Source organism: Sagittula stellata E-37 (assembly GCF_039724765.1).
Taxonomy (GTDB): Bacteria; Pseudomonadota; Alphaproteobacteria; order Rhodobacterales; family Rhodobacteraceae; genus Sagittula; species Sagittula stellata.
Genome location: NZ_CP155729.1, coordinates 2,654,380 through 2,679,412, shown reverse-complemented (window position 1 = coordinate 2,679,412; position 25,033 = coordinate 2,654,380). Strand labels below are relative to the sequence as shown.

The 25,033-nt window shown below is 67.1% G+C and carries 20 protein-coding genes; 12 read left to right on the top strand and 8 right to left on the bottom strand.

Annotated elements, in window-relative coordinates; translation table 11 throughout:
- Positions 1 to 38: 38 nt before the first annotated feature.
- From ABFK29_RS12685 to ABFK29_RS12670, 4 genes are all read right to left on the bottom strand, one after another.
- A complete protein-coding gene (locus ABFK29_RS12685; protein WP_005860891.1) occupies positions 39 to 1,349 on the bottom strand; it encodes an outer membrane protein transport protein in 1,311 nt (436 codons plus the stop codon).
- A 168-nt stretch (positions 1,350 to 1,517) separates the two neighbouring features.
- Positions 1,518 to 2,408, bottom strand: coding sequence for a DMT family transporter (locus ABFK29_RS12680; RefSeq protein WP_005860890.1), 891 nt, complete (start codon positions 2,406 to 2,408; stop codon positions 1,518 to 1,520).
- 181 nt (positions 2,409 to 2,589) lie between these two features.
- Positions 2,590 to 4,446 (bottom strand): phosphatidylglycerol lysyltransferase domain-containing protein, encoded by a 1,857-nt coding sequence (locus ABFK29_RS12675; RefSeq protein WP_040604791.1) that lies wholly within the window; start codon positions 4,444 to 4,446, stop codon positions 2,590 to 2,592.
- Between the two features lie 262 nt (positions 4,447 to 4,708).
- Positions 4,709 to 5,026: a DUF1476 domain-containing protein gene (locus ABFK29_RS12670; RefSeq protein WP_005860888.1), complete on the bottom strand. Its 318-nt coding sequence runs from the start codon at positions 5,024 to 5,026 to the stop codon at positions 4,709 to 4,711.
- Between the two features lie 347 nt (positions 5,027 to 5,373).
- On the opposite strand from ABFK29_RS12670, the gene purC reads away from it, so the two are divergent.
- From purC to pepT, 9 genes are all read left to right on the top strand, one after another.
- Positions 5,374 to 6,135 (top strand): phosphoribosylaminoimidazolesuccinocarboxamide synthase, encoded by a 762-nt coding sequence (purC, locus tag ABFK29_RS12665; RefSeq protein WP_005860887.1) that lies wholly within the window; start codon positions 5,374 to 5,376, stop codon positions 6,133 to 6,135.
- Between the two features lie 291 nt (positions 6,136 to 6,426).
- On the top strand, positions 6,427 to 8,535 hold the full coding sequence (locus tag ABFK29_RS12660) for a right-handed parallel beta-helix repeat-containing protein (protein WP_005860886.1): 2,109 nt from the start codon (positions 6,427 to 6,429) through the stop codon (positions 8,533 to 8,535).
- A 96-nt stretch (positions 8,536 to 8,631) separates the two neighbouring features.
- The gene (gene purS / locus ABFK29_RS12655; RefSeq protein ID WP_040604821.1) at positions 8,632 to 8,862 is read left to right on the top strand and encodes a phosphoribosylformylglycinamidine synthase subunit PurS; all 231 of its coding nucleotides are present in this window, start codon (positions 8,632 to 8,634) and stop codon (positions 8,860 to 8,862) included.
- A gap of 142 nt (positions 8,863 to 9,004) precedes the next feature.
- Positions 9,005 to 11,002, top strand: coding sequence for a methyl-accepting chemotaxis protein (locus ABFK29_RS12650; RefSeq protein ID WP_198135732.1), 1,998 nt, complete (start codon positions 9,005 to 9,007; stop codon positions 11,000 to 11,002).
- Positions 11,003 to 11,194: 192 nt separating this feature from the next.
- The gene (gene purQ, locus ABFK29_RS12645) at positions 11,195 to 11,860 is read left to right on the top strand and encodes a phosphoribosylformylglycinamidine synthase subunit PurQ (RefSeq protein WP_005860883.1); all 666 of its coding nucleotides are present in this window, start codon (positions 11,195 to 11,197) and stop codon (positions 11,858 to 11,860) included.
- A 37-nt stretch (positions 11,861 to 11,897) separates the two neighbouring features.
- Positions 11,898 to 13,658, top strand: coding sequence for a sensor histidine kinase (locus ABFK29_RS12640; protein ID WP_005860882.1), 1,761 nt, complete (start codon positions 11,898 to 11,900; stop codon positions 13,656 to 13,658).
- Positions 13,659 to 13,695: 37 nt separating this feature from the next.
- A complete protein-coding gene (locus ABFK29_RS12635; RefSeq protein WP_005860881.1) occupies positions 13,696 to 15,030 on the top strand; it encodes a sigma-54-dependent transcriptional regulator in 1,335 nt (444 codons plus the stop codon).
- Positions 15,031 to 15,276: 246 nt separating this feature from the next.
- A complete protein-coding gene (locus ABFK29_RS12630) occupies positions 15,277 to 16,032 on the top strand; it encodes a sulfite exporter TauE/SafE family protein (RefSeq protein ID WP_005860880.1) in 756 nt (251 codons plus the stop codon).
- 72 nt (positions 16,033 to 16,104) lie between these two features.
- Positions 16,105 to 17,349, top strand: coding sequence for a peptidase T (gene pepT, locus ABFK29_RS12625; RefSeq protein ID WP_040604790.1), 1,245 nt, complete (start codon positions 16,105 to 16,107; stop codon positions 17,347 to 17,349).
- Between the two features lie 75 nt (positions 17,350 to 17,424).
- Here the strand turns inward: pepT and gap are convergent, their stop codons facing one another.
- Positions 17,425 to 18,429 (bottom strand): type I glyceraldehyde-3-phosphate dehydrogenase, encoded by a 1,005-nt coding sequence (gene gap, locus ABFK29_RS12620; protein ID WP_005860878.1) that lies wholly within the window; start codon positions 18,427 to 18,429, stop codon positions 17,425 to 17,427.
- A gap of 171 nt (positions 18,430 to 18,600) precedes the next feature.
- Between gap and ABFK29_RS12615 the strand changes: the two genes are divergently transcribed.
- Both ABFK29_RS12615 and ABFK29_RS12610 read left to right on the top strand, forming a co-directional pair.
- A complete protein-coding gene (locus tag ABFK29_RS12615) occupies positions 18,601 to 19,020 on the top strand; it encodes a DoxX family protein (protein ID WP_050772446.1) in 420 nt (139 codons plus the stop codon).
- Complete coding sequence (locus ABFK29_RS12610; protein WP_005860876.1) at positions 19,017 to 19,982, top strand: DUF808 domain-containing protein; 966 nt, start codon at positions 19,017 to 19,019, stop codon at positions 19,980 to 19,982. Before ABFK29_RS12615 ends, ABFK29_RS12610 begins: the two co-directional genes overlap by 4 nt.
- 93 nt (positions 19,983 to 20,075) lie before the next feature.
- On the opposite strand, the gene ABFK29_RS12605 is transcribed toward ABFK29_RS12610, so the two are convergent.
- Positions 20,076 to 20,720, bottom strand: coding sequence for an invasion associated locus B family protein (locus tag ABFK29_RS12605; protein WP_040604789.1), 645 nt, complete (start codon positions 20,718 to 20,720; stop codon positions 20,076 to 20,078).
- Between the two features lie 494 nt (positions 20,721 to 21,214).
- On the opposite strand from ABFK29_RS12605, the gene ABFK29_RS12600 reads away from it, so the two are divergent.
- Positions 21,215 to 22,768 carry a helicase HerA-like domain-containing protein gene (locus ABFK29_RS12600; protein WP_005860874.1) on the top strand — a complete coding sequence of 518 codons (1,554 nt, stop codon included), beginning with the start codon at positions 21,215 to 21,217 and terminating at the stop codon, positions 22,766 to 22,768.
- Positions 22,769 to 22,929: 161 nt separating this feature from the next.
- Here ABFK29_RS12600 and ABFK29_RS12595 read toward each other — a convergent pair whose 3' ends face one another.
- Complete coding sequence (locus ABFK29_RS12595) at positions 22,930 to 24,087, bottom strand: MFS transporter (protein WP_005860873.1); 1,158 nt, start codon at positions 24,085 to 24,087, stop codon at positions 22,930 to 22,932.
- A complete protein-coding gene (locus ABFK29_RS12590) occupies positions 24,080 to 24,841 on the bottom strand; it encodes a DeoR/GlpR family DNA-binding transcription regulator (protein WP_005860872.1) in 762 nt (253 codons plus the stop codon). The genes ABFK29_RS12595 and ABFK29_RS12590 overlap by 8 nt, the downstream gene beginning before the upstream one ends.
- Positions 24,842 to 25,033 lie beyond the last annotated feature (192 nt).

Sequence of the window (25,033 nt, the reverse complement as noted above, 5' to 3'; positions counted from 1 at the left end):
GGGACGCTCCGGGCCTTTTCATGCGCGCGGTGTGCGGATCAGAAGGTCAGCTTGGCCGAAAACCCGATGCCCAGCGCGTGGTTGTCGGAGAAATCCGTGACCGGGCGGCTGGCGACCTCTGCGGTGGCGTCGCCCAGCCACGAGTAGTTGATCCCGCCGGAAACCTGCAGCGGGCCGTCGGTCCAGCGACCGCCGAGCGAGATGCCCTTCAGCCCGTTGGTCGGTCCGAGCGGCGAGACGAGATCCCCGGTCTCCGGTTCGTAGATGAACGTTGCGGACCCGGCCAGCTTGTCCGAGAAGCGCCGCGCCACGCCCAGCGTGTACCGCTCCTGATCGTCGAGGTTCACGAGGTCGGATTGCAGGAAGTCCGGAACGAGGTCCACGGCGGAGTATTCGACCCAGCGATAGGAGGCCGTCAGCAGCGTGCCCTCGGCGATGCCGGTCTGCGCTTCGAGGTTGAAGCTGCGCGGGGTCACGAATTCGACCGATCCATTGGTGGTCGTGCCGAGGACGTTCTCGACCGTGTCGGCCTTGTGCTTCGTCTCGAACCGGTAGGTTCCGGAAACGCGCAGGCCGATTTCCTCGATCTCGTAGGCGGCGCCGATCAGGTAGTTCGGCTCCGTCGTGGCGTCCATGTCGAAGTTGTAGCCGCCGGTGGCGTTGAAACCGGTCACGGCGTTGGCGAAGTTCGTCACCAGCGCATTGCCGGCGGCGGGATTGCCGGTGGGCGCGTAGCGGGTGTTGAGCGCTGCGATGGGGGCGAAGTTTCCGGCATTGGCCGCGGCTGCGGCGCCACCGACCTCCTGCGCGGTGACGGGCGGCAGGCCGGTCCCGGCGATCATGCCGTTGAAGGTGCGCGCGGTTCCGGCGGCAGAGATCGCCTGCGCGTAGGCCTGGCCATTGAGACCGACGGAGGCGTCGATGCGCTGCACGCCCATTCCGGCGAAGACGCTGATGCGGTCGGAGACCTTGTAACGCCCGACGAAGGTGGCCGCGATGGAGTTCAGGTCCGCCTTGGTGCCGCCCAGCATCGTGGTCAGCGGATCGCTGTCGTAGTTGATGTCGACGCCGTAGGGATGATCGAAGATCACCGAGAAGTTGAACTTCTCGCCCGCGTCCTTGGTGAAGGTGACGCTGCCCTGCGAGTAGGTCACGCCGGCGTCGTAGCTGCCGCCGCCGCTGATGTCCTTGCCGGTCAGTTTCGGTACGACGACGCCGAAGCTGAGCGACGTGGCACCGTCCGCGTCGAAGATCGACGAGATGCCCTGGTTCGAGCGGTCCAGTCCGGCGGCATACGCGGATGTGGTGCCGAGGGCCAGCAAGGCTGCCCCGGTTGCGAGTGTCTTCATTTTTCTCCTCCTCCCAGAGTGCGGGAAGTTCCCCGGGAAGACGGTAGACAGTCGCGGTGTATTCTATCAATCAGTGACGGAACGTCACATAATCCTTGGCCAACGCAGCGTCACGAATATGTAACAGGTCCGTGCGCTGGACAGGGTTCCCGCCGTTGGCGCAAGGGGTTAGCCGGGCGCGCGGCGGGCGGATTCGGCGCGGTTGGCGCGGGTTTCGAAGCGGATGTTCAGGTAGTTTGCGCTGAAGATGACCGCCGCGCCGATCAGTACGAATGGGTCGAGTGGCTCGGCGTAGAGCAGCGCGCCGACCAGCGCGATCACCGGCAGGCGGGCGAAGTCGATCGGCATGACGACGGTCGCGGGGGCAAGCGACAGCGCGGTTGTCAGGCAGAAGTGCGCCACAAGTCCGGCGAAGGCGATGACCACGACCCAGGGCCAGCTTTCGGCCTGCGGCAACGCGATGTCTCCGTCGAAGCCCGCGCAGACAAGCCCGAAAGCGGCCTGCATGACGGTCAGCCAGAACAGGATGCAGGTGATGCTTTCGGTGCGCGTCAGCAGCCGGGTGAAAACAGCGGACCCGGCAAAGCCGATGGCCGCCAGCGCGGCGGTGAGTTGGCCGAATTCCAGCGTCTCGGGCGCGGGGCGGGTGACGATCAGGATACCGATGAAGCCTGCGGCGGCGGCGAGAATGCGGTTCTTCGTGAGCCGCTCGCCAAGGACCAGCGGACTCATGAGCATGACCCAGAACGGCAGGGTGAACTCAAGCGCGAAGACCTGCGCCAGGGGGATCACGGTGATCGAGTAGAACCACAGGTTCTGTCCGGCAAAGTGGCAGATGTTGCGAATGCCGTGCAGGTGCATCGACCGCGTGGTGATCTGCTGGCGGGTGCGGGCGAGGCTGGCGACCGACAACACGATGACGATGCCGATTATGGACCGGAAGAGCATGATTTCGAAGGTGTCGAGATCGAGGCTGACGGCACGCCCGGCAATGGCCATTGTCGTGAAGGAAGCGATTGCCCCTGTCATCCACAGGCAGCCGCGCAGTGTATCGTTCATCGAAGCCTCCCAGCGTTGCCCGCATCTGTGCAGAGCGCGCAGGGATTGTCCATGCCCGGGGCGGATGTATCGCCTGTCCCTGCAGGCGCTTTGCCGGGGGTTGGGCGGGCGTGCTGGCCGGAGGATCGTGCGGATCGGGGCGCCGTGCGGACGCGACGCGGGGGATCAGCGGGGCCGTGGATCAGCCAGCGCGACGGCAGGCGGGCAGCGCGTCGTCCGGCGGCGCATCGACCAGCGCGTCGAGCGACCAAAGATCGTGCGTGCTGCGCCGGAGCGGGGCAGGTGCCAGGATGGCACGGCGGATGTCGGCTGCGGCGAGCGCCAGTTGCAACACGTCCGGCGCCCCGATGTAGAGCGGTCGCCAACGCGGCGCGAAGCTGGCCTTGAAGCGGGTCAGGCCTGCGCAGCCCTTCAGCCGCCCGGGGAGTGCCGGGTGGGGCAGGGCGGCCAGGCAGACCTCGGCGATGCCCTGCTTGCGGGCGTGGCCGATGACCGCCTGCACCAACCCGTGCATGGTGCCTTGTGGCGTCTCCGCCTCGTGCCGGACGAGGTCGAGGCTGAGCGTGCCGCCGGTCTGCAGCCAGCTTGTGAAGGCGATGAGGCGCCCCTTGTGCCAGGCACCGAAGAGCGGCTTGTCCGACATGTAGAGCGGGCAGAAGCGGCCCATGGTCAGCCCGCGCTCTGCCCCGTGACTGTCCTCCCAGGCGCTGTGTATTTCGGTCATGCGCTCCCAGTCGGGTGCGGCGATCGGGCCGAAGGTCAGGCCCGCCTCTTCGGCCTTGCGCAGAAAGCGGCGGAGCTGGCGATAGTCCGGTCCGCACAGGTCGTGTCGGGCGGTGTCGATCACCGCCTCCACCGCGAAGGCGGCCATGTGCCAGCCCGCGCGGCGGGCCGTCACGGCGTCGCGGCCGGTCAGCTTGTAGAGGCAGGGCAGGCGGTTCTCGTCCCTTGCGGCGCGGTGGAGCGCGGGCAGGAGCGGCGCCAGCGGACCCTCGACCGCGCCGAGGAACAGCGTCAGGGTCTGCGGCGTGCGCAGCGCCGTCCCCTCGGACTGGAGGGTGGCGATGGCACGGTGGTCGGCCTGTGCGGCGATGGGCAGTTCGGCCCGGGGGCCAAGCGACAGCCGGGGCCTGAGGGCCGGGGCGGGGGGCTGGCGGTGGGGCGGGGCCAGCAACGCGTAGCTGGCGCCGAGGATGCAGGGCACGGCGTAATACACCATGCGGAAGGCGATCAGCGCGGCAGCCAGTTCCGGCGTGGCGGTGCCGGGCAGGAGCGTGACCAGCGCCAGTTCGAACGGGCCGACACCGCCGGGCGTGCCGCCGATCATGCCCGCGCCAAGCGCGAGGGTGAAGGTGGCGATCAGCACCGGCAGCGCAGGCGCGGTCTCCGGCGGCAGCATCAGGTCCAGGGCCAGCCCGGCAAAGAGCACGTCGCAGCCCGCCAGCGCCACCATCTGCAGGAAGGCGGGAATGCTGGGCAGGTCGCATTGCCGTCCGAGCACGTTCAGGTGCGGAAAGGCGAAAAGCAGGGCGGAAACGGCGGCGAGACCGAGCGGCAGCAGCGCGAGGCCCAGCCAGGCGTGCCCGGCCAGCACCGGCACCGCCAGTGTCAGCGCGATCGTCCCCCAGGCGGCAAAGAATCCCAGCGTGACGAAACCGGTGATCCTGAGGACGGTGCCGCGACCGAGGTCCGGCATCAGCCGCCAGCGCAGCGCCGCCCCGACGGCGGGTCCGAAGCCGGTGGTCTGCCCCACGGCGATGGCGGTGGCCCCGGCCCGCCGCGCGGCAGTGTCGGGCCGCCCGGTGCGGAAGTGCCGGTGCGCGGTCACGTCGTACTGTGCCACGGCCCAGAAGCTGATGGCGGCGGCCATCGCGGCACCGACCCAGCGCCACGGCGCGATTGAGGTGAAGGCGTCGGCGACGGCGGCCCAGTCGAGCGCCTGCGCCTTCTGCCAGAGCAATCCGGCCAGCACCATGCCCAGCACGAGGGGAAGTACGCGGCGCACGGCATCCGGCGCGCGCAAGAAAAGTCGGTTCACTGTGCCTGCTCCACTCGCCCCCGGGTGTCACGCTGGCAGCAGTGCTAGACGCAAATCCTTAACGTAGCCTTCGGACCCACGCCGTTCGGGTCAATTGCCCGGTGCTTTCCAGAGGCGGCCGGTATCGGCTCTGACCGGAGCGTGCACACGTCGAAGGCGCCCTGGCAAAGCGCCGCAGCAAAATACGAAAAGGGCGCGCCGGTCCAGACCGTGCGCGCCCCTTTAAGTCGGCGTGAAGTCGCCCGGAAACCGGGAGGGGCCGTCAGTCGACCTCTTTCATGATCTGGTCCTTGGCGACGGCCACGAGGGCGGCGCGCTTGGCCCGGATCTCGTCCTCGGTCGCCTTGTCGCCCAGATCGGCCACGACCTTGCGGATCACGTCGTCATGTCCCGCTTCCTCGAAATCCGCCTTCACGACCTCGATGGCGTAGCTGTTGGCATCGTCGCCGGTCTTGCCCAGAAGTTCCGCCGCCCAGAGACCCAGAAGCTTGTTGGTGCGCGCTTCGGCCTTGAACTGCATTTCCTGATCGTGGGCGTACTTGTTCTCGAACGCGTTCTCGCGGTCTTCGAAGGTGGTCATGGCTCTCGCTCCCTTGGGGAAAGTTGGTCGGGAACGGGTATGCCGTCCCGCGTGCTCCGGCGCAAGCGGCAGTTGGTCTCCGAAGCCCCGGTTTTGCGCAATCGTCCGCCCGTGCGTACCGGACGACCGACCGGACGTGCCCGATCCGGCGGTGCGCCTCGCGGCGGGCATGCCGTCTCGGCCCCGGCCTCTGGCCGTGTGCCTCGGGCGGTGCGGCGGAGAGTATGGCGGACAGGGGCGCGGCCCGTCTCCTTTGCGGCGAGGCTTGCGGCGATGGCGCGGGCATCGTATGAGGGCGTCAAGCACCGCGCCCCGAGCGCGGTTTTCCCGTTTCTGAAAGGGGCCCCATGGCACGCCGCAAGAAGATCTACGAAGGCAAGGCGAAGATCCTGTATGAAGGCCCGGAACCGGGCACCATCGTCCAGTATTTCAAGGACGACGCCACCGCCTTCAACGCGCAGAAGAAGGACGTGATCGAGGGCAAGGGCGTGCTGAACAACCGCCTGAGCGAGTTCTTCATGACCGGCCTCAACAACGTCGGCGTGCCCACGCATTTCATCAAGCGGCTCAACATGCGCGAACAGCTCGTCCGCGCGGTCGAGATCATCCCGCTGGAAATTATCGTGCGCAACTACGCCGCGGGTTCCCTGTCGAAACGGCTGGGGATCGAGGAGGGCACGGCGCTGCCCCGTCCGATCGTGGAATACTGCTACAAGGACGACAAGCTGGGCGATCCGCTGGTCACCGAAGAGCACATCGCCGCCTTCGGCTGGGCCAGCCAGCAGGACATGGACGACATCCTCGCGCTGGCGCTCCGGGTAAACGACTACCTGTCGGGGCTGATGTACGGCGTCGGCATCAAGCTCGTCGACTTCAAGATCGAGATCGGACGGGTCTACGACGGCGATTACCAGCGGTTGATCGTGGCGGATGAGATCTCGCCCGATTCGTGCCGCCTGTGGGATCTCGAAACCGGCCAGAAGCTCGATAAGGACGTCTTCCGGCAGGATCTCGGCAACCTGGCCGACGCCTACACCGAAGTGGCGCGCAGGCTGGGTGTCATGCCGAAGCAGAGCACCCACATGCCAAAACCGAAGCTGATCAACTGACGCCCCGCTAACAGAAAGGGCACAGGTCGGACGACATCGCTGCAGGGCGGCCCCGAACGGGCCGCCCTTTTCCTTGCCCGCGTCGTCCCCGGAACCCGGCGCGCCTGTTTCTCTGCTTTGAAAAATACTCCGGGGGTCCGGGGGCAGCGCCCCCGGCGGGTCGCTGCCGCAGGCAGCGAAACCGCAAGCCCCACCCGCAAGCTCCGCCCGCAAAATCCCGGTATTCCACCCTTGGCCGCGCCGCACGGGCCGGGCTAGCCTGTCACACGCCATTTGACCGGACCCGTTTTCATGCCGCAGCTCATCCGCCTCGCCGCCGCCCTCTCTCTCTCCCTCGCAGGTATGGCCGCTCCGGCGCAGGAAGGGCCCGCCGCTTTCGATCCGGCGGACTTCGGGCGTATCGTCATCCAGCCGCGGCAAAGCACCGGCGGACCGGTGCTGGAACAGGCCTTCGGCAACTACCAGAACGAACCGGTGATCGGCTATGGCGCGGCCAGCCCGGTCGTGCGGCTCGGGCGGCCCGTGGGTCGGCTCGACATGAAGTTCCGCGACGGGAAGACCGGGTTCTGCACCGCCTTTCTCGTCGGCGGCGGGCATATCCTCACCAACCACCACTGCGTGCCCGGGATGGACGGCGATCCCGGCGGGGCGGACAGCGGGCTGGCGGCGGCGCAGCTCGTGCTGGGCTACGTCGACCCTGGCAACGTCGAGCGGGTGGAGATATTCGAGGTCGCGCCCGAGATCGTGGAGACGAGCCGCGCGCTCGATTATTCCGTCCTCACCGTGCGCGGCGCACCCGAAGACCGCTACGGCATCATGGAACTGGCCGACGCGGACCCGGAAAGCGGGGAGTTCCTGTGGATCATCGGCCATCCGCAGGGGCAGGCGCAGCACATCTCGCGCGAAGGCTGCGCCGCCGCGACGCCTGCAGTGTCTCGGGAAGGCAAGCTCATGCACTCCTGCGACACGCTTGGTGGGAACTCCGGTTCTCCGGTCATGCGGCTGACGGACAAGCGGGTCGTCGGGCTGCACCACGCGGGCGACAGCCGAAGCGGGTACAACATGGCGATCCCGATGCGCGCGATCCTCGCCGCCAGCACCGTTCTGCAGGCGGCCGAGGGCACAAGCGCGCCGCCAGTGTCTGCCACACGGGACGAGGGCGCGCAGTGCAGCACCCTCTGGCGGGAGGCGCGGTCGATGGGCTGCGCGGGATACGAGGCCTATCTGGACGCCTGCAGCAGCCATGTCTTCGCGGGCATGGCGCGGCGGCAGGTGGCGCGAGAGTGCGCCGCCGCCGCCCCGGCGCCCGCTCCGACGGTTTCTGGCGCGCTGGTGGTCGATGCGGCGGGCCGCGGCGGCTACACCGATCTGGCCGAGGCCGTCCATGCCGCCCCCGAAGGCGCGGTGATCGAGGTGTTCCCCGGCACCTATCGCGGCGGGATCGAGGTCCGGCAGGCGGTTTCCATAGTCGGGCGCGGCGCGCCGGGCGAGGTGGTGATCCTCGCCGAAGGCGGACCGGCCGTGCTCTGGTCGGCGGAGGGGGGCGGTCTGGACGGGGTGACGATCCGGCATCGGGACGGCAGGTCGGTCGCGGTGGAGGTGACGCGCGGCGCGCTGACGCTGGAGCGCGTGACGCTCGACAGCGACGGTCTGGCGGCGGTGCGCCTGCGGGACGACCGGGGATCGGTCCTGCGCCGCAACGACGTGTTGCCGGGCGCGGCGCGCGGTTTTCTGGTGGAGGGCGGCGCGCCGGTCCTGGAGGACAACGAAGTCAGGGGCGCGCGTGTCGCGGGGCTGGAAGTGGCCCGCGATGCCCGCCCCGACGTGCGCGGCAACGCCTTTCGTGACGGGCGTGGGTCCGGCATCCTCGTGACCACCGGCGGCGCCGGTCATTTCGAGGACAACCGGATCGAGGACAACGCCCTAGCCGGGATCGAACTGGTGGGCAGCGCCCGGCCCGATCTGCGCGGCAACGTCATCCGTGGCGGCGGGCAGAGCGGCATCACCGCGACCGAGGGCGCCACCGCCCGGATCGAGGGCAACCGCATAACCGGCACCGCCATGGCCGGGGTGGAGATCCGCGAGGGCGCAGCCCCCGAGGTCTTCGGCAACGACATACGCGACGGCGCGCAATCGGGCATCTACGTGCATTCCGGTGGCGGCGGTGTCCTGCAGGACAACCACATCGACGGCAACGCCTTTCACGGGCTCTCGGTGAAGGGGAAGGGACGGCTGATCGTGCGCGGCAACACGTTCCGGGGCAATGTCCACGCCGCGATCCGTATCCGCGAGGGCGGTGGCGGCACCTACGAGGGCAACGACCTTGCGGGCAACACGGGCGGCGGTTTCGTCATCGAACCCGACGCCGGCACGGTCCTGCGGCAGGGCAACCGCGAATGAGCCCCTTTCCTGCTTGCATTTCCGCCCGCGATGTCGTTCCACCCCCGCAAGGTCGGGCGGAGGTCCGGACCAAGGCCACATGAGGGGATGACCGAGATGAAGGTGCGCGTGTTCGTGATGCTCAAGACCGGGGTTCTGGATCCGCAGGGCGAGGCGGTGCGGCACGCGCTTGGCGCGCTCGGCTTCGACGGCGTGCAGGGCGTGCGCCAGGGCAAGGTCATCGAGCTTGAGCTGGCCGACGGCACTTCCGAATCCGTGGTCACGGAGATGTGCGAGAAGCTGCTCGCCAATACCGTGATCGAAAGCTACCGGTTCGAGGTTCTCTGACCGAAAGCGCGGCGTTTCGGCGCCGCCGGGGCGATCTGACACATTTTTTTCGAATTTTGTCGGCGTCCGGAAGGCGCCGGCAACGTCAGCTTAAAGGTTTGCGTGCAATCCAGCCATGGCATCCACCAGGCTGGAGACAGACATGCGCAGGCTTAGCAAATCCTTGAGAATCACTCTGGCCGCGGGCTTTACCGCGTTGCTTCTGATGGTCTGCGGGGGGCTGTTCCTCGCCTTCGAAACCCAGAGCCGGGACAGCGCGGTGGAAGCGGCGCAAACCCGCCAGAGCGCCTCTCTGCGGGTGTTGGTCTACGAATTCGCGGACGAATTCCCCGGCATCGAGGTCGAGCTTGCGGAAGACGGCAGCATCGAGACGGTGCGCTGGGACGGCTTTGCGGCGCCCGAAACGCACCAGCTGATCGACATGGCGGCGCGTATCTCGGGCGAGACGGCGACGCTGTTCGAATGGGTGCCGGAAGAGGGCGACTTCATCCGCCGCACCACCAACATCGTGAAGCCGGACGGGACGCGTGCGGTGGGCACGTGGCTGGGCAAGGACAACCCGGTGCACGCCCGCATGATGGCGCGGCAGACCTACCGGGGCGAAGCGGTGATCCTCGGCAATCCGTACTATACAGTCTACCAGCCGATCCTCGACGCCGATGACAACGTGGTCGGCATCTTCTATGTCGGCGTCCACAGCGGCGCGGTCGCGAAGGAAGTGGCAGAGCGGATGATGCTGGGCATCATCCTGTCCGCGCTGGCCGTCGGCCTCGGCATGGTCGCGATGCTGGGCGTGATCGGCTGGGCCTTGCGCCCCGTGTCGCACATCACCGCGCGGCTCGAAACGATGGCCGAAGGTGAGCTGGAGGAGCCGGTGCCGCATACCGACCGCCCCGACGAACTGGGCACAACGGCGCAGGCGGTCGAGAAATTCCGCCAGCAACTGAAGGACGCCCGCGCCGCCGAAGCCCGTGTCGCGGAGGTGCGCGACATACAGGACCGGGTCGTGGCCGCCATGCGCCAGGGGCTCGAGACGCTGTCGAAGCGCGACCTCACTGCGCGGTTTGCCATGGACGCGATGCCGCCGGAGTATGCGCCGCTGCGCCGCGATTTCGACGACGGGATGAAAAGCCTGGCGGAGGCGCTTCAGCAGGCCGACGCCGTGGCGGCAAACGTGCGATCCGCCGCATCAGAAATCGGCACCACCTCCGATGAACTGGCGCGCCGGGTCGAGTTGCAGGCCGCGACGCTGATGCAGTCTGCCGAGGCGTTGAACAGCCTGACGTCCAGCAGCCGCGAGATCGCCGACAACGTCGAACAGGCGAACGGGCTGGCCGCGCGGTCGCGCGAACTGTCGGACGAAAGCGGGCAGGTGGTGCGCGATGCCATCGCGGCGATCAACCGGATCGAGGACGCCTCGGACAAGATCAACCAGATCATCACGGCGATCGACGATATCGCCTTCCAGACCAACCTTCTGGCACTAAACGCCGGGGTGGAGGCGGCGCGGGCCGGGGAGGCGGGCAAAGGCTTTGCCGTCGTCGCCTCGGAGGTGCGCGGGCTTGCGCAGACGGCCGCCAACTCCGCGCAGGAGATCAAGGCGCTGATCCTCGCCTCCGGTGCTGAGGTGAGCGAAGGCAGTCGGCTGGTTCAGAAGACGGGCGCCTCGCTCAACGAGGTTCAGGAACAGGTCGAAAGCCTGGGCAAGCTGATCGCCAACATCGCCGGGGCGGTGCGCGTGCAGGCGGACGGTCTGGCGGACATCAACGAGGGCGTGCAGCGTCTGGAAGGCGCGACCCAGGAAAACGCCGCCATCGTCGAGGAACTGAACGCCGCCGGGCAGAGCCTGAACATCGAGGCAGAGCAATTGTCCGACAGCATGGGGATGTTCCACCATGGCGGTCCGCGCCACGGCGCCAAGTCCGCGGAAAAGCCCGCAGCGACGGAGCCGACACCGAAGCCAAAGCCGAAACCGGCCGCGGTTGTAGCCGACAGCTCGGGCACATGGGATGACGCGGCCCCGCAGGCCCCGAAACGTCCCGCGCCCGAAGCGCCCAAGGTGGCGGTGAACGAAGGACGGGCACATGGCGGATCGGGTACTCCCGTTGCCACCAGCCAGGGCTGGGAAGAGGAATTCTGACGCCCCATTGGGCCTTGGCGGGGAAACCCTGCGCCCGGGACGTGCGAAGGCCGCGTCCCGGGCATTCCATTGTCCGGCGATTGTGCTAGGAAGCGCGCGAACCAGAGTGGCCGGACCGCCGAGTCGGCGCCGCGCCCTGTCTTTCAGAAGGGTCCGCGCGCCGGACCCGGCCCCGCGTGGAAAGGACTGCCGATGAAAGCCGCCGTGATCGTCTTCCCGGGATCGAACTGCGACCGCGACATGGCCTGCGCCTTCGAGAAGGCGGGCCTCGCGGTGGAGATGGTCTGGCACAAGGACACGGCCCTGCCGCAGGGCGTCGACATCGTCGGCGTTCCGGGGGGCTTTTCCTTTGGCGACTACCTGCGTTGCGGTGCCATCGCGGCCAATGCCCCGATCATCGGTGCGGTGCGCGTCCACGGCGAACGCGGCGGCTATGTGCTTGGGGTCTGCAACGGCTTTCAGGTGCTCACGGAAACCGGCCTGCTGCCCGGCGCGCTGCTGCGCAACGCCGGGCTGAAGTACATCTGCCGCACCATCGGCCTGCAGGTCGAGGGCGAGAGCGTGTACACCGAAGGGTACGGCACGGGAAGCACGCTGGCGCTGCCGATCGCGCACCATGACGGCAACTACTTCGCCGACGACAGCACCCTCGACATGCTGGAGGGCGAGGGCCGCGTGGCCTTCCGCTACACCGACAATCCCAACGGTTCGGCCCGCGACATCGCCGGCGTCCTGTCGGAGAACCGTCGTGTGCTGGGCATGATGCCGCATCCCGAACGCGCGGCGGAAGCCGCCCATGGCAACGAGGACGGTGCGCGCCTTTTCGCCCATCTGACCGGTGCCCTGACGACGGCCTGACTTGAGCGGACTACCGCGTCAGCCTATCCTGCCCTTCATGGCCGACAAGGACACTTCTCCGACGCTGCGCCGCGCCGGTCCGTTTTCGGGCCGGGCGCGCATAGCCCTCGTGCTGCTGCTGATGGGGGCGGTGGGCACGGTTTGGGTGACCAACTGGCTGTTAACCGAACGGTTCACGGAAACCACGCGCAACCGGGCGGAACTGCGGCTGGCGCTGTATTCCGGAAACCTGATCTCGGAACTCAGGCGAAACGCCATCGTGCCGGAGCTTCTGGCGCGCGACAAGGCGCTGATCGACGCGCTGAATGCGCAGGATTATGCCCAATCGTCGCAGCGGCTGATCTCTTTCGTCGACGAAATCGGCGCCGCGTCGCTCATGCTGCTGGACCGCGAAGGGCGCAGCGTGGCCGCGACCGACCGCAACCGGCTGGGCGAAAGCCACCGGACGGCGCCCTATTTCCTTGACGCAGTGCGCACCAACGCGACCGTCTTCACCGAGATCGAGCGTGAAGCCGGTGGCTTCCGGTTCACGTATTCCCGCCGGATGGAATCGGGCGGCGACACGGTGGGCGTGATCGTGGTGGAGGTCGACCTCGCGAAGTTCGAACGTGCCTGGGCCGGGATCTCGGACGCCGTCATGGTGACCAATTCCAGCGGCGTGATCGTCCTGGCGACGGAGCCGCGCTGGCGCGGTATGACCCCCGAAGAGGCGCTGGAACAGCAGAGCGACGACGGCGCCATCGAACGGGCCATCGCCGCCGCAGCCGACTGGACGGCCAGCACGGCCGACGCCTACCTGCGCGGCGATGCCGTGCTCAGGATCGACGGCCGCATTCCGTTCCGGGGCTGGACGCTGTCGACCTTTACCACCTATTCCAGCGTGCGCGAACGGGTGAACGCCGTTTTGGCGTTGGAAATCATGGGCTTCGCGATCCTCGCGGCGCTGGTCTTTTACGCGTTGTCGCGCAAGACCGCGCTGCGGATGGCGCTGTTTCAGCGCGACGCGAACGAGTTGCGCGCCCTGAACGCCCGGCTTCAGCGCGAGATCGCGGAACGCGAGAAAGTGCAGAAGAACCTCGCCGTGGCGGAGCAGTCGCTGGCGCAGTCCTCCAAGCTTGCCGCCCTGGGCGAGATGTCGGCGGCGGTCAGCCACGAGTTGAACCAGCCGCTCGCCGCGATGAAGACCTACCTGGCGGGGGCGCGGCTCTTGTTGCGGCGCAACCGGCCCGACGAGGCGCTGACCGCCTTCCACCGGATCGACGACCTGATCGAGCGCATGGGCGCCATAACCCGGCAGCTCAAGGGGTTCGCCCGCAAGGGGCAGGAGACCTTCAGCCCGGTCGACATGGGAGAGGCGCTGGCCTCTTCGCTGTCGATGATGGAACCGCAGCTCAAATCGCGCCGGGTGAAGATCACGCGGCTTCTGCCGGACACGCCCGTGAAGGTCATGGGCGACCGGATGCGGATCGAGCAGGTCCTGGTGAACCTCTTGCGCAACGCGCTGGACGCCACCAAGTCAGTGGACGATCCGCAGGTCGAGATTATCTTGGCAGCAGGAGAGACCGCGACACTGAGCGTGCGGGACAACGGCGACGGGATCGAGGATCTCGATGCCCTGTTCGAGCCGTTCTATACGACCAAGGCGCCCGGCGACGGTGTCGGACTTGGGCTGGCGATCTCGTCGGGGATCGTGTCGGAACTGGGCGGACGCCTGACCGCGCGCAACGGCGAAGACGGCGGCGCGGTGTTTGAAATGCAATTGCCCGTCCTGAACGCGGCATCGGAAGCAGCCGAATGACGGGCCATCCGTCAGCGGCATTTGAAGTGAGGTGTACATGGCCAACGCGATGAAGATCGCCATCGTCGACGATGAACAGGATATGCGGCAGTCGATCAGCCAGTGGCTGGCGCTATCGGGCTATGACACGGAGACCTTCGCCTCTGCCGAAGAGGCGCTGGGGTCGGTCGGAGCGGATTACCCGGGGATCGTGATCTCGGACATCAAGATGCCGGGGATGGACGGCATTCAGTTTCTCAAGAAGCTGATGGGCACGGATTCCTCCTTGCCGGTCATCATGATCACCGGCCATGGCGACGTGCCGATGGCGGTGGAGGCCATGCGCATCGGCGCTTTCGATTTCCTTGAAAAGCCGTTCAACCCGGACCGCATGTCGGAACTGGCGAAGAAGGCGACAAACGCGCGGCGGCTGACGCTGGACACGCGGCAGTTGCGCCGGGAGCTGGCCGAGGGCGGCCAGATCATGAAGAAGCTGATCGGCGCCAGCCCGGCGATGGAGCGGCTGCGCGAAGACATCCTCGATCTGGGACAGGCCGACGGCCACGTTCTGATCGAGGGCGAAACCGGCACAGGCAAGACGCTTGTGGCCCATGCGCTGCACGCGGTCGGCGCCAAGACCGGGAAGAAGTTCACCCTGATTTCCTGCGGTGCACACGACGAGGATGCGCTGATGAAGCGGCTCTTCGGCCCGATGCAGCCGGACGACGTTCGCCTGCCTGCGATGGAAGAGGCGCGCGGCGGCACGCTGGTTCTGGAAGATATCGAGGTGCTGTCGGACGCGGCGCAGGCACGGCTTCTGTCGGTCATCAACGATCAGGGCACGCCGCCGGAGACGCGGATCGTCGCGATCTCCAACCTGCAGGAAGAGGGTCGCACCTGCGAGCAGGCGCTGCGGCCTGATCTCTATTACCGGCTGGCGGCGCTGAAGATCACCGTGCCGCCGCTGCGCGCCCGCGGGGAGGACATCCTGACGCTGTTCACCCGCCTGTCCGAGCAGTTCGCCGACGAATACGGATGCGACGCGCCCAAGGTCTCGGCTCAGGAGGCCGCGCAACTGTTGCAGGCCCCCTGGCCGGGCAACGTGCGACAGCTCATCAATCTGGCGGAGCGCGCAGTGCTGCAGTCGCGGCGCGGGCAGGGCACGATTGCCTCGCTTCTCATGAGCGACCACGACCAGATGCAGCCGGTCATGACCACCGAGGGCAAGCCGCTGAAGGAATACGTCGAGGCATTCGAACGGATGCTGATCGACAACACCATGCGGCGGCACAAGGGCTCTATCGCGTCGGTGATGGACGAGCTCTGCCTGCCGCGCCGGACCTTGAACGAGAAGATGGCCAAGTACGGTCTGGCAAGGGCCGACTATCTTTGAGCGGCCTTGCCGGCTGTTTCCCGAGCCACGCGCCACGGGCGGCCGAAAGGGGTGATACCCGCGAGGCCCGGATCGACGACAGGCCGTGACAGTCGCGTTCTGATGGCTGGGCTGCGAAAGCCCGGCCTTCAAGGTCGGCGCCGAAGTCACTGGCGCCCCTGACTTTTCCCGCGAAAGACGATGCGCCGCTGTTGCCTTTGCGAACGCGCGGGCGCAGTCTCCGCGCGGGAACGGGGGACGTCTGGCATGGAGTTTGCAGAGGCGCATCTGGCAGGATTGCTGTGGGCGGCGGCGGCGCTGATCCTCGGCGGCATCCTCAAGGGGGCGACGGGCGCGGGGGCACCGATTGTCGCGGTGCCGGTGATCGCGCTGTATTTTGACGTACCGACCGCGGTGTCGGTGATGGTCCTGCCGAACTTCGCCACCAACCTCATCCAGTCGTGGAAATACCGCGCGTCGCTACCGGAAGGCGCCTTCCCGTGGCTGTTTGCCGGCGGCGGTTTTCTCGGGGCCTGGCTGGGCACGATCATGCTGGCTCATGCGGCGCCGAAGCTGCTTCTGGCGATGGTGGCCTGCGTCGTCTTCCTGTACATCGCCTTCCGCCTGATGCGCCCGGACTGGGCGCTGCCGATGGCGGCGGCGCGGCGCGTGGTGCTGCCGGTGTCGACGGTGGCGGGCGTGCTGCAGGGGGCGACCGGGGTCAGCGCGCCGGTGTCGATCACCTTCCTCAACGCGATGAAACCCGAGCGGTCAGTCTTTGTTGCGACGATCTCTTTGTTCTTCCTGTCGATGACGCTGGTGCAGATCCCGGCGATGATCTGGTACGGGTTGCTCACACCCCAGCGCGCGGCGGGCAGCGGGCTGGCGCTTTTGCCGCTGCTGGCGGCGATGCCCCTGGGCGCAGCGCTGGCGCGGCGCCTGCCGAAAGAGGTCTTCGACAAGGCGATCCTTGCCCTTTTGGCAGTCGTTGCGGCCCGGCTGGCGTGGAGCGCGCTGGCCTGAGGCATCACGGGGCTGGCGTCCGGCGATGGCGGCGCTAGGGTCGGGCGCGTGAAGGCAACGAACGGAGGCATCATGACCATTGCTCTCGAACCCGATCTGGAGGACCGTCTGGTCCGCTATTGCGCCGTCGACACGCAGAGCGACCTCGACAGTCTGACGACGCCCAGCACCGCCTGCCAGCTCGACCTGTCGCGCATGCTGGTGGCCGAGCTGGAGGCGATGGCCGCGGAGGACGTGGTGCTGACCGAATACGGCGCGGTTCTGGCGACGGTGCCGGGCAATGCGCCGGGGCCGACCATCGGTTTCCTCGGCCACGTCGACACCGCGCCGCAATTCAACGCCACCGGGGTCAAGCCGCGCGTCATCCGGGGCTACAACGGTGGAGAGATCACATATCCCGACGATCCCGCCTTGGTTTTGTCGCCCGAGGTGGACAGCTACCTGGGCAAGAAGGTGGGCGAGGACATCGTCTGTGCCTCCGGGCTGACGCTGCTGGGGGCGGACGACAAGGCGGGCGTCGCCATCGTCATGTCCGCCGCGCAATACTTGCTGGAGCATCCCGAGGTGCCGCGCCCGACGCTGCGTCTGGCCTTTACCCCGGACGAGGAAATCGGTCGCGGCGTGCACGGCGAACTGCCGACCGATCTGGCCGTGGACTTCGCCTATACCTTCGACGGCGGGGTCGAGGGCGAGATCGTCTACGAGAGTTTTTCGGCCGATCAGGCGGACGTTGTGGTGAAGGGCGTGTCGATCCATCCGGGTTATGCCACCGGGCAGATGGTGAATGCCGCCTACCTGGCCGCGAAGATCCTGCAGGCGCTGCCGCTGTCGACCATGACGCCCGAGACGACCTCGGGGCGGGACGGGTTCCTGCATGTGACCAACATGGACGGCGGATCGTCGGAAATGCACATTCGCCTTATCCTGCGCGATTTCGAGCGCGAAGGGCTGGCGGCGAAAGGCGACCTGCTGCGGCAGGTCTGCGCCGCCGTGCAGGCCGGAGAGCCGCGCGCCAAGATCGAGGTGGAGATCACGCCGACCTACCGCAACATGCGCTATTGGCTGGAGGACGACATGACGCCGGTGGACCTTGCGCGGGAAGCGTGCCGTGGCATCGGGATCGAACCGTTCAGCCAGCCCATCCGCGGCGGCACCGACGGGTCGCGACTGACGGAAATGGGGGTGCCGACGCCGAACCTGTTCACGGGCATGCGGCAGATCCACGGGCCGCTGGAGTGGGTCTCGGTGCAGGACATGGGCAAAGCGGCGCAGCTGATGCTGGGGATCGTCGGGCTGGCGGTTCAGAAGGGGGCCTGAAAAAGGGGGCCCATAAACCGAAAAAGCGCCGTCAGATGACGGCGCTTTCCCCGGTTCGTGCCTTGAACGACCGTTTCAGTGCAGCAGACGACCCATGGCTCCGGCCACGTCGGCCATCCGTGCAGAGAAGCCCCACTCGTTGTCGTACCACGCCATGACGCGGACCATCCGCTTGCCCACGACCTTGGTCTGGTCGGGCGCGAAGATCGAGGAATGGGTGGTGTGGTTGAAGTCGATGGAGACCTTCGGCTCGGGATCGTAGGACAGAACCGCGCCCATACGGCCGGCGGCGGCTTCTGCCACGACCTCGTTCACATCTGCCAGCGTCACGTCGCGCGAGGCATAGAAGGTCAGGTCCACAGCCGAGACGTTTGGCGTGGGAACGCGCACCGAGGACCCGTCGAGCTTGCCCTTCATGTTGGGCAGCACCTCGCCCAGGGCCTTGGCGGCACCGGTCGAGGTCGGGATCATCGCCATGGCGGCGGCCCGTGCACGATAAAGGTCCTTGTGGCGACGATCGAGCGTCGGCTGGTCGCCGGTGTAGCTGTGGATCGTCGTCATGATCCCGCTTTCGATGCCGATGCCCTCGTCCAGCACCTTGACCAGCGGCGCGAGGCAGTTGGTTGTGCAGGAGCCGTTGGAGACCATCACGTCGCCCTTCACCAGGTCGCGGTGGTTGACCCCGTAGACCACGGTGCGCTGCACGTTCTTGGCGGGCGCCGAGATCAGCACCGACCGGGCCCCGCGCGCCAGGTGCGCGTTGGCCTTGTCGCCGTCGTTGAACTGGCCGGTGCATTCCAGCACCACGTCGCAGCCGCCCCAGTCGAGTTCTTCCAGATCGTAGGAGGACATCACGTCGATCGGACCGCGCCCGAGGTCGATGGCGTTTTCCTTGACCTTCACCTCTCCGGCGAAACGTCCGTGCACGCTGTCGTACTTCAGCAGGTGCGCGTGGGTTTCGATCGGGCCGGGGGCGTTGATCTTGACCACCTGGACATCGTTGCGGGCGGATTCGGCGATGTGCGCAAGCGTGCAGCGACCGATGCGGCCGAAGCCGTTGATGCCGACGGTGACGGTCATGGACTACTCCTGAAAAAGCCAGTGTTAAGCGTCGTATACGAAGGGATGCTGACTCGGGAAAGGTTGAAACGCCTTTTTTGTCAGTATGTTAGCGATAAAGTTCCCCGGTGGCGCTAACGCTTGCCGCTTGTTTGCGTTAACGATTTGAAAGCGCTGTGAATGGAGGCTGAAATGGAACGTGCCGATGCCCTGGCGACCCTTGTCGGGCGGCTCTTGATCGCCGCGCTATTCGTTGGCGGCGCGGTTCAGAAAGCCCTGGACCCGGCCCAGGTGGCGGACATGCTGCGCGGCTGGGGGCTGCCGGGAGGGCTGGTCTGGGCCGCACTGGTTTACAACGCGGTGGCAGCGCTTGCGCTGATCATAGGCGTCGGCGCCCGGCTGGCGGCCCTGTCGTTGGCGGGCTACTGCGGGCTGACCTCCTTTTTCCACCTGATCCCGGAGGACCCCTGGCAGATGACTATCTTCGTCAAGAACTGGGCGATTGCCGGGGGCTGCCTGATCCTCGCCGCACATGGCCCGGGCCGCTGGTCCTTGAGGAATCCGTCTGGTGGCTTAGCTTCTCAACGGCGCAGATATGGGACGGATGAATGAGCGGACTTCTTGCACTTCTCGATGACGTAGCGGCCATCGCCAAGGTGGCGGCGGCCTCGATCGACGATATCGGGGCGGCCGCGATGCGCGCCGGTTCAAAGACGGCCGGCGTGGTGATCGACGACGCCGCAGTGACGCCGAAGTACGTGCACGGGTTCGAACCGGCCCGCGAATTGCCGATCATCTGGCGGATCGCGCGCGGTTCGGTGATCAACAAGCTGGTGTTCCTGATGCCGGCGGCCCTGTTGATGGCGGCTTTTGCACCGTGGCTGGTCTGGCCGCTGCTGATCCTCGGGGGGTGTTATCTCAGTTTCGAAGGGGCCGAGAAGATCGTCCATGTGCTGATGCCCCACGACGCACATGCGGGCGGGCCGGACGGCAGCCATGCAGTGAATGACCCCACGCACCTTGAAGAGACCAAGGTCAAGGGCGCGATCAAGACCGACTTCATCCTGTCGGCGGAGATCATGGTGATCCTTCTCTCCAACCTCGACCTGCCGAACTTCTGGATGCAGGCGGGGGCGCTGGCGCTGGCGGCCGTGATCATCACGGCGGCGGTCTATGGCGCGGTGGCGGTGATCGTGAAGATGGACGACGTGGGTCTCTGGCTGTCGCAGAACGCCAATCTCGGCGTGACGCGGGCACTGGGACGCGGCATCGTGCGGTTCATGCCGTGGCTGCTGAAGGCGCTGACCATCGTGGGCACCGCGGCAATGCTGTGGGTCGGCGGGTCCATCATCGTGCATTCGCTGGCAGAGATGGGCTGGCACCTGCCGGAAGAGACGATCCACCATTGGGCAGAGGCCGTGGGCAAGGGCAACGGCGCGCTTGAGTGGAGCGTCACGGCGGCGGTCGACCTTGTGCTGGGCTTCGTTGTCGGCCTGGTGCTGATCCCCATCGGCACGAAGATCGTCGCGCCGATCTACGCCAGCCTCTTTGGCGGGAAGGCGGAGGCGCACTGAGAGGCCAAGGCCTTTCGCGTATCGTTTCGGTCGCTTGATGCAAGAAAGGCGCGCCCGGGGGCGCGCCTTTGGCATCGAAACGGTCGACGCTTCTTACTGGGCGTATTCCTGCGCCGCGTCGAAGGCGGCGGTGAATCCGGCCAGCGACATGTCGACAGTGACCTTCTGATCGGGCGCCAGCGCCGGAACGATGGTCACCTGCGCCTTGGCACCGGCCTTGAAACGGGCGATGTCTTCGGCGGTGAAGCCGACACGCGCGTAGCAACCGATCTGCGCACAGAAGGAGAAGTCGTACTTCCGGGCGGAGCCGCCGTCGACGGTCACGGTCAGCTTCTGTGTCAGCAGGGTTTCAAGCGGCACGATGAACGTGCCGCCGGCCACCGCCTGGCCGCCGTTCTGAAGCCGGAAAATGCTGACTTCTGCCACGCTGGCGCCCTGGCCGTCGTTCAGAAGCTGGTACATCTGGCAGATCTCGTCCTCGCGCTGGGGGACCTTGATGCACTGCAGCGCCCAATCGGAAAAGGTTTCCTTGATGTAGGGCTGCGGCTGTTGCTGCTGGGCGGGCTCATCGCCGGTGCCGAGGTCAAGATCTCCGCCGACCGACGGGGAGGAGGGCTGTTCCTGATCCGTTTCCGCGGCAGGCGCGTCTGCGGGACCGGCGGTGTCGGTGGTCTGCGCGTAGGCAGGCGCGGCCGCAAGCGCCGCGATCAGGGACAGGAGAAGAGCCGGGTTTTTCATGGAATTCCTCTGGAAATCGAACATCGCTGGGCGTTCGCTTAACACGAGGAGGAGACGGTGTCAGGGAGGAATTCCTGTCTTGTGATGACAGATGAGCGATTTGCTGCAAGCCCCGTTCAGGGGCGTTCCGGCCTGTGGATAAAGGAAAGGGGCCAGACGGCCCCTTTCCATTTCACTCCCTGTCGGACCGGCCGACTTTGTCATTGGACAGGACGCTACGAAAAGGGAACGCCGCGGTCAACAGGGTTTTGCGGGTATTTTCATTCTGCCCGTCCGGGGCGGTCAAAGGATACCGTTCGGCAAGGAAAAGCCTGAAAAAACGGCCCGGAAAGGCGCCGCATGTGCCGAAAAAAGCCGCGCCCGAAGGCGCGGCCAGTCTGACAGGGAGGAAGTCTGCCCGGGGCAGGAGAGGACATGACGCCCCGGACCGACAATGACTATGGCATTGATTAGTTAAGGATGTATGGTCACCTGCGCAGAAAAGGGAAGAACACATGGCGACTGATCTGTTTGTTGGCGGCGGCGGTCCGGACTACGGTGAAAAGCAACACCTGACCCTGGGATATGCCAATCGTCACGGCCTGATCGCAGGCGCCACGGGCACCGGCAAGACGGTCACTCTGCAGATCCTCGCGGAGGGCTTCTCGAACGCGGGCGTGCCGGTCTTCATGGCCGACGTGAAGGGGGACCTGTCCGGCCTGGCAAAGGCCGGCAGCGCGGATTTCAAGCTGCACGGCGCCTTCACCGAGCGCGCCGGCAGGATCGGTTTCGATGACTACGCCTACCAGGCCTTCCCCGTGTGTTTCTGGGATCTGTTCGGCGCCCAGGGCCACCCGGTGCGCACCACCGTGGCAGAGATGGGGCCGCTGCTACTGTCGCGGCTCCTGGAACTGTCCGACGCGCAGGAAGGCATCCTCAACATCGCGTTCCGATTGGCGGACGAGGAGGGGATGGGCCTGCTCGACCTTGAGGACCTGCGCTCCATGCTGGTCTGGCTGGGCGAGAACCGGGCCGATCTGTCGCTGCGCTATGGAAATATCTCGACGGCTTCGATCGGTGCGATCCAGCGGCGGCTTCTGGTGCTGGAGAACCAGGGCGGCGCGGCCTTCTTCGGCGAGCCTGCGCTGGACCTGAAGGACATGATGCGCGTGGATGCGGAGGGGCGCGGGCAGGTCAACGTGCTGGCGGCGGATGCGCTGATGGGTGCGCCGCGGCTCTATGCGACGTTCCTTTTGTGGCTCCTGTCGGAACTGTTCGAGGACCTGCCGGAGGTCGGCGATCCGGAGAAGCCGAAGTTCGTCTTCTTTTTCGACGAGGCGCACCTGCTGTTCGACGATGCGCCCAGGGCGCTGGTGGACAAGGTGGAGCAGGTGGCCCGCCTGATCCGGTCGAAGGGCGTGGGCGTCTACTTCGTCACCCAGTCGCCGGACGACATTCCCGAGGACATCCTCGGCCAGTTGGGAAACCGCGTGCAACATGCGCTGAGGGCCTTCACCGCGCGCGACCGGAAGGCGCTGCGCCTGGCGGCGGAGACCTACCGCGAGAACCCCGCCTTCGACATCGAGACGGCGATCCGCGAGGTCGGCGTGGGCGAGGCGGTGACCTCGTTTTTGGAGAAGAAGGGCGTGCCCGGGATTGCAGAGCGGACGCTGATCCGGCCGCCGTCGTCTCAGCTTGGCCCGATCACGGCCGCGGAACGGGGCGGCGTGATTGGCGCGTCCGATCTCAGGGGCAAGTACGAAGCCCGGATCGACCGGCGCTCGGCCCATGAGATGTTGCGGGAACGCGCCGAAGCTGCGGCGAAAGCGGCCGAGGCCGCCGAGCGCGAGGAAGAGGAGATGGCCGCGCAGGAACGGGAGTATCGGTCTGCCCGGCGGTATTCGGGAAAGCGCGTGACACGCTCGACCTCCGGGGCCTCCACCCGACGGGATCGGGAAAGCCCGAGTTTCGGCGAGGCGATGGGCAAGATGATCATGAAGGAACTGAGCGGAACGACGGGCCGGAGGATCGTGCGCGGCGTTCTGGGCGGGTTGTTCAAGGCGCGCTGACGCGGCCCGCCCAGAGGGCGACGATTTTTCCTCGAAAAATCGTCCGGACCCACGGCGGACGGCAGGGCATTCCGGCCCGAACGCGCGTGGAGACGCAGGGTATTGGCGATTTGATCGGGCCGGACGGTGGGGAGATTTTTCGTCGAAAAATCTTGCGCCGCTCAGACCGTGGCGCGGTGGGTCCGGCGGCCCAGGACAGGCGCCAGCGCGGCGATCATCAGGGCGACGCAGCCCACCAGCAGGAACGATGCGCGCAGCGACGTCGCTTCGGCCACGAAACCGATGGTCGGCGGTCCCAGCAGCATGGCTCCGTATCCCAGCGTCGCGACGGAGGCGATGGCCTGTCCCGGCGGCACGTCCGGGTCGGCGGCGGCGCGGCTGAAGGCCAGCGGGATGACCGCCGCATAGCCCAGCCCCATCAGCACGAAACCGGCGAGCGCCGTTGGCAGCGTGGCAAAGGCGGTCGCCAGCAGGTAGCCTGCGGCGGCGGTCAGGCCGCTGAACCGCGCCACCGCAACGGCGCCGAAGCGGGTGATCAGGCGGTCGACGTTCAGGCGCATGACCACCATCGTGACGGAGAACACCGCGTATCCCAGCGCGGCCTGCGACGGGGTCGCCTGGATGACGTCGGCGAGGAAGACCGCGCTCCAGTCTGCGGCGGCGCCTTCGCCAAGGCCCGCGCCCATGGCGATCAGTCCGACCAGCACCAGCGCGCCGCGCGGTAGGGCAAAGACCGGCCCCTTGGCCTGCGGCGTGGTCCGGGTCGAGGTCCACTGGGTGTGCATCAGAGGGCCGAAGATCACCATCGCGACCAGCGCGGTCACGGCAAAATGGGCATCCAGAGGCAGATCCTGCCGGGACGCCAGCCAGCCGCCTCCTGCGCCGAGCCCGGCACCGAGGCTCCACATTGCGTGGAAGGACGACATGATGGAGCGGCCCGCGTGGCGTTCCACTTCGGCGGCCCAGCTGTTCATCGTCACGTCCATGGCGCCGTGGCCCACCCCGAAGAGGAAAAGCGCCAGCGCCAGCACGGTCGTGTCGGGGGCGAGGCCGATGGCCACGATGGAGACGAGGTAGACGCCCGCCAGCACCTTGGTCACCGGAAAGGCGCCGTACCTGTCGGCCAGTCGTCCGGCGAGCGGAAAGGACATCAATGCGCCGATCCCCATGACCAGCAGCAATATGCCCAGCGTGCCTTCGGAAAGGTCGAACCGGTCGACGACGGCGGGCACGCGCGCGGCCCAGGCGCCCAGCAGGACGCCGTTCAGGGCGAAGGCGGCGCTGACGGCCAGGCGGGGCGAGGGGAAGGTCTCAGACATGGCGTATCTCCAGCCCGGATGCCGCAAGCGGGGCGGTCAGGTCGTCTGCGGCATCGGTGATCAGAAGGTCGAGGTCGGTGCAAGGGGCGACGCGGTGGCGCGCGCGCAATCCCAGCTTTGCGGCGCCGGTCAGGGCCACGGTGCGGTGTGCGGAGGCGATCATCGCCCGCTTGACGTGCGCCTCGTCCGGGTCGTCGGCGGAGAGGCCGAAACCCGCGTCCAGCCCGCAGACACCGATGAAGGCCATGTCGGCAGCAATGCCGTCGAGCGCGGTCACCGTCTCATGGCCGACCGCCACGGCGCCGAAGGCCGAGAGGCGCCCGCCGACGAGGTGCGTGGGAATGCCCGCGGCCAGCGTCGCCAGCGCCACGGCGGGCGCGGGTGTCACCACGAGGCAGTCGGGCAGGTGGGGCAGCCCCTGCGCCAGCGCCAGAACCGAGGTGCCGCCGTCCATCATCAGGACCATGTCGTTCCCGATCAGCGGCAGCGCGGCGGCGGCCAGTGCGGCCTGCTCGGCGCCGTCATGTCCCAGCCGGTCGAGGGTGTGGGCGGCGGGGCGGCTCACCGGCAGCGCGCCACCGCGGATGCAACGCGCATGGCCCTGCGCCTCCAGCGCCTTCAGGTCGCGGCGGATACTGTCGGTTGAAACGCCGAACTCCTCGGCCAGTGCGGCCAGGTTCAGCGGCTGGCCCCGGTCGAGGCGGAAGCGCAGCGCGTCCTGGCGCGCTTCGGGACTGTTGGGGGCGAAGGTCATGGCTGCGATTCCGTATTTTGCGGAAACTTGCAGCAAACTGCGACATTTTGCAAACCGGCTTTTTGGCCCTTGGCGGATCGGTGCCGTACGCGGCGTGTCACATGCTGTGCCGTTGCCGGGCACGTGCCGTCAAGCCCACCCCAACACGTAAAACGCCCGGGGTCACGGGGACCCCGGGCGTGTCAGCCTTGA

Coding starts and splice junctions, on each gene's coding strand:
- ABFK29_RS12650 (WP_198135732.1), top strand. CDS start 9,005: ATGCGCAGGCTTAGCAAATCCTTGAGAATCACTCTGGCCGCGGGCTTT.
- ABFK29_RS12670 (WP_005860888.1), bottom strand. CDS start 5,026: ATGACCACCTTCGAAGACCGCGAGAACGCGTTCGAGAACAAGTACGCC.
- ABFK29_RS12640 (WP_005860882.1), top strand. CDS start 11,898: ATGGCCGACAAGGACACTTCTCCGACGCTGCGCCGCGCCGGTCCGTTT.
- gap (WP_005860878.1), bottom strand. CDS start 18,429: ATGACCGTCACCGTCGGCATCAACGGCTTCGGCCGCATCGGTCGCTGC.
- ABFK29_RS12635 (WP_005860881.1), top strand. CDS start 13,696: ATGGCCAACGCGATGAAGATCGCCATCGTCGACGATGAACAGGATATG.
- purS (WP_040604821.1), top strand. CDS start 8,632: ATGAAGGTGCGCGTGTTCGTGATGCTCAAGACCGGGGTTCTGGATCCG.
- ABFK29_RS12685 (WP_005860891.1), bottom strand. CDS start 1,349: ATGAAGACACTCGCAACCGGGGCAGCCTTGCTGGCCCTCGGCACCACA.
- purC (WP_005860887.1), top strand. CDS start 5,374: ATGGCACGCCGCAAGAAGATCTACGAAGGCAAGGCGAAGATCCTGTAT.
- ABFK29_RS12610 (WP_005860876.1), top strand. CDS start 19,017: ATGAGCGGACTTCTTGCACTTCTCGATGACGTAGCGGCCATCGCCAAG.
- ABFK29_RS12615 (WP_050772446.1), top strand. CDS start 18,601: ATGGAACGTGCCGATGCCCTGGCGACCCTTGTCGGGCGGCTCTTGATC.
- purQ (WP_005860883.1), top strand. CDS start 11,195: ATGAAAGCCGCCGTGATCGTCTTCCCGGGATCGAACTGCGACCGCGAC.
- ABFK29_RS12680 (WP_005860890.1), bottom strand. CDS start 2,408: ATGAACGATACACTGCGCGGCTGCCTGTGGATGACAGGGGCAATCGCT.
- ABFK29_RS12595 (WP_005860873.1), bottom strand. CDS start 24,087: ATGTCTGAGACCTTCCCCTCGCCCCGCCTGGCCGTCAGCGCCGCCTTC.
- ABFK29_RS12660 (WP_005860886.1), top strand. CDS start 6,427: ATGCCGCAGCTCATCCGCCTCGCCGCCGCCCTCTCTCTCTCCCTCGCA.
- ABFK29_RS12590 (WP_005860872.1), bottom strand. CDS start 24,841: ATGACCTTCGCCCCCAACAGTCCCGAAGCGCGCCAGGACGCGCTGCGC.
- pepT (WP_040604790.1), top strand. CDS start 16,105: ATGACCATTGCTCTCGAACCCGATCTGGAGGACCGTCTGGTCCGCTAT.
- ABFK29_RS12600 (WP_005860874.1), top strand. CDS start 21,215: ATGGCGACTGATCTGTTTGTTGGCGGCGGCGGTCCGGACTACGGTGAA.
- ABFK29_RS12630 (WP_005860880.1), top strand. CDS start 15,277: ATGGAGTTTGCAGAGGCGCATCTGGCAGGATTGCTGTGGGCGGCGGCG.
- ABFK29_RS12605 (WP_040604789.1), bottom strand. CDS start 20,720: ATGAAAAACCCGGCTCTTCTCCTGTCCCTGATCGCGGCGCTTGCGGCC.